Source organism: Pseudomonas sp. NY15364 (assembly GCF_048068235.1).
Classification (GTDB): domain Bacteria; phylum Pseudomonadota; class Gammaproteobacteria; order Pseudomonadales; family Pseudomonadaceae; genus Aquipseudomonas; species Aquipseudomonas mendocina_D.
The window spans coordinates 1-3,245 of sequence record NZ_JBLUPX010000070.1; the positions used below are offsets into that span (position 1 = coordinate 1).

Genomic DNA, 3,245 nt, shown 5'->3' on the forward strand with positions numbered 1-3,245 from the left:
CAGAAGCCGCTTCGTGAGTCAGTGCCAAGGCGCGGGAAAGTCGCATAAAAAATCCGATGCTCAAAACAAGCATCGGATTTTCGTTTCAGCGCGCAGAAGGTCAAGCTGTAGTGCTTAACTGACTGGCATTACCCGAGGGGCGGTTCTTTCATACCTGCTGATCAGCTAGGTATGTCCAGTTGCAGGCGCTTGTTCGATTGCGTCTGCACCTCATGGTAGCGTTCGGCATCCTTGGACAGGACGTCGGCCATGGCCGGGAAGATTTCGTCCAGCTTGGTGCGCCAGCCTTCGCTCTTGGCCTGCTCGGGGAAGCAGCGGCGAATCAGGTCGAGCATGATCGACACGGTCACCGAAGCGCCCGGCGAGGCGCCGAGCAGAGCAGCGATGGTGCCGTCTGCAGCCGCTACCAGCTCGGTACCGAACTGCAGGATGCCGCCGCTCTTGGCGTCCTTCTTGATGATCTGCACGCGCTGGCCGGCCACTTCCAGGCGCCAGTCTTCGGCCTTGGCCTCCGGGTAGAAGCCGCGCAGGGTTTCCAGGCGTTGCGCTTCGGACTGCATCACTTCCTTGATCAGGTAGCGGGTCAGATCCAGGTTGTCGCGCGCCACCGCCAGCATCGGGCCGAGGTTGTTGGGGCGTACCGACAGCGGCAGGTCGAGGAATGAGCCGTACTTGAGAAACTTGGTGGTGAAGCCGGCGTAAGGGCCGAACAGCAGGGATTTCTTGCCGTCCACTACGCGAGTGTCGAGGTGCGGCACGGACATCGGCGGTGAGCCGACGGCAGCCTGGCTGTAGACCTTGGCCTGGTGCTGCTTGACGATCTCAGGGTTGTCGCAACGCAGCCACTGGCCACTCACCGGGAAGCCGCCAAAGCCTTTGCCTTCGGGGATGCCGGACAGTTGCAGCAGCGGCAGTGCGCCGCCACCAGCGCCGAGGAAGACGAACTTGCTCTTGAGCTTGCGCGTGGCGCCGGAGCGGGTGTCCTTGATGTCCACCAGCCAGCCTTCACCGTCGCGCTTGAGGTCGGTGACCTTCTGGTTGCAGGTGACTTTGGCGTTGGGCTGGGTGGTCAGGTAGGCGAGCATCTGTTCGGTGACCGCGCCGAAGTTGACGTCGGTACCGGCTTGCACGCGGGTCATCGCCAGTGGCTCGCCACTGTCGCGGCCCGGGATCAGCAGCGGCGCCCACTCGGCGATGGTGGCACGATCTTCGGTGTACTCCATCTCGGTGAAGGCGTGGTGCTGGCGCAGGGCCTCGAAACGCTTCTTGAGGAAGGCGATACCGCTGTTGCCGCGCACGAAACTCATGTGCGGGACCGGGTTGATGAAGGTCTTCGGCGAGTTGATTGCACCCTTCTCGATCAGGTAGGCCCAGAACTGCTTGGACTCCTCGAATTGAGCGTTGATGTTCACCGACTTCTTGATGTCGATGCTGCCATCTGCGCCTTCCGGGGTGTAGTTCAGCTCGCACAGTGCGGCGTGACCGGTACCGGCGTTGTTCCAGGGGTTGGAGCTTTCCACCGCACCGGACTCGCGCAGTTCCACCACTTCCAGGGTGATGCCGGGGTTGAGTTCCTTGAGCAGTACGCCCAGGGTCGCGCTCATGATGCCGGCACCAACCAGTACCACATCTACGCTTTGGGAATCGTTGTGCGCCATTAACCTCTCTCCAAGAAAAACTGCACCAGATGGAAGGCCGTTCGGCCTTTCAGGGCGATACCGGCAGACTCAGGCGTGATGCCCTGTCGTTCGGCGGGGAGGGTCAAGGCTGGGATTTGCGGACGCAAAACTGTTCATTTGTTCGCCACACTCTTGTGAAGTTTGTAAAAACCGTCTTTTTCACGCTCTTTTGGAGCGGTGAACCTCAAAAGCTCGACTGCCTCGGCGCGCTTTTGCCCGTGCAAATCATGCAATGCATGGCTGCATAACTGCTCTGCATATGGGCTGAAAGCGGCTGGCCGGAAGCGGCAACTCGAAGTGGGCGACTCTCTGGGGCGGGCGATGACGTTGCATCGGCGAGGTCGTGCGACCCGATCAGGAGACGTCCTTATAATCGGGGCGTGATTATAACGGTGAATGAGGGGAAATTGAGCCCCTGCGTGACTTTTATTCTTTCACCGGTCAGGCCGCCAACGGGCGGGCTGCTGATGCGTGTGTGGCGACCGGGGTGAGCCGGGCACCGGCGGGCAGTGGAGCGCCCAGCCAGGAGATGCTCGGCTCGCGAATTTCCACCCATCCCGCCTGGATCGGGTGTTCCTGCATCTGCCGCAGCGCACAGCAAACGCCACGATCATCAATCAGGGCAAAATGGCGCATCGGGCGAGCGTGGCTGAACAGGCGGCGCAACAGCATGGCGAAGGCTCCAGCGTGGTGACAGGTACTTTATGCCCGCGCGCGGTGACAGGCTGATGACAGGAACCGCAGCGATATGCCAACGGTCCTATGCAGCGCTACTGTCGGCCTCAGGCCGCGCTGGTTATACTGCCGGCCACTTTTACCTCACTCGGAGAGATGAGCATGCTGCACCGTGCGTTGATCGCCTTGCTTGCTGCCGCCAGCCTGACTCTGGCCGGTTGCGCCCTCAGCCCTCAGCAACTCACCCCACAACCCAAGCTGACCAGTTCGCTGACCCCAGTCGGCCAGGGCCAGCCGGTGGTAGTGCGCGTGGTCGACGGCCGTCCTTCGCCGGTGCTTGGCACCCGCGGCGGTCTGTATCCAGAGACCAGCTCCATCAGCGTCAACCCCGATTATGTGCTGCCCAAGCTGCAGGCTGAGGCCGAAGCGGCTGTGCGTCTGCTCGGTTTTACACCGTCGCCCAATGCTTATAACGCGCCACAGCTGACCATCACCCTGGCGGAACTGAAGTATCAGTCGCCCAAAGAGGGCATGTACGTCACCGAGGCGGATATCTCGGCCTCGATCCGTGCCGACGTGCAAGGTGGCAGCCGCCGCTATACCGGCCGTTACGGTGCCTCGCTGAACCAGCGTTTCGGCACCGCACCGAACCAGCAGACCAATAGCAAGCTGGTGGGTGACGTGCTCAGCGACGCGCTGACTCGTGCCTTCAAGGACCCGACCATCGGCCAGGTACTGCTGCAGTAATTCGGCGCATCGTTATAAAAAACGCCCCGCATTGCAGACTGTGTGAAAACCTAGCAGTCTGAGTGCAAGGTGAAGACAATGCCTCCATCAGTCGATGGGGGCATTGTCGTTTATGGGCTACATCCAGGGTGAAGGTCGTCAGCA

4 protein-coding genes are annotated in these 3,245 nt (G+C 61.1%); 2 read left to right on the plus strand and 2 right to left on the minus strand.

Annotated features, from left to right (window positions below; all coding sequences use genetic code 11):
- Positions 1-161: 161 nt before the first annotated feature.
- Complete coding sequence (mqo, locus tag ACNFCJ_RS23890) at positions 162-1,658, minus strand: malate dehydrogenase (quinone) (RefSeq protein ID WP_416773869.1); 1,497 nt, start codon at positions 1,656-1,658, stop codon at positions 162-164.
- A 29-nt stretch (positions 1,659-1,687) separates the two neighbouring features.
- Here mqo and ACNFCJ_RS23895 point away from each other — a divergent pair, with 29 nt between their 5' ends.
- On the plus strand, positions 1,688-1,927 hold the full coding sequence (locus tag ACNFCJ_RS23895; protein ID WP_143507937.1) for a hypothetical protein: 240 nt from the start codon (positions 1,688-1,690) through the stop codon (positions 1,925-1,927).
- A gap of 193 nt (positions 1,928-2,120) precedes the next feature.
- On the opposite strand, the gene ACNFCJ_RS23900 is transcribed toward ACNFCJ_RS23895, so the two are convergent.
- Positions 2,121-2,351, minus strand: coding sequence for a hypothetical protein (locus tag ACNFCJ_RS23900; protein WP_106733582.1), 231 nt, complete (start codon positions 2,349-2,351; stop codon positions 2,121-2,123).
- Between the two features lie 165 nt (positions 2,352-2,516).
- Between ACNFCJ_RS23900 and ACNFCJ_RS23905 the strand changes: the two genes are divergently transcribed.
- Complete coding sequence (locus tag ACNFCJ_RS23905) at positions 2,517-3,101, plus strand: YajG family lipoprotein (RefSeq protein ID WP_099526150.1); 585 nt, start codon at positions 2,517-2,519, stop codon at positions 3,099-3,101.
- The last annotated feature ends 144 nt before the right edge of the window (positions 3,102-3,245 follow it).

What these genes read in the sequence shown, in the direction of transcription:
- mqo (WP_416773869.1), bottom strand. Translation starts at nt 1,658, where the DNA reads ATGGCGCACAACGATTCCCAAAGCGTAGATGTGGTACTGGTTGGTGCC.
- ACNFCJ_RS23895 (WP_143507937.1), top strand. Translation starts at nt 1,688, where the DNA reads ATGGAAGGCCGTTCGGCCTTTCAGGGCGATACCGGCAGACTCAGGCGT.
- ACNFCJ_RS23900 (WP_106733582.1), bottom strand. Translation starts at nt 2,351, where the DNA reads ATGCTGTTGCGCCGCCTGTTCAGCCACGCTCGCCCGATGCGCCATTTT.
- ACNFCJ_RS23905 (WP_099526150.1), top strand. Translation starts at nt 2,517, where the DNA reads ATGCTGCACCGTGCGTTGATCGCCTTGCTTGCTGCCGCCAGCCTGACT.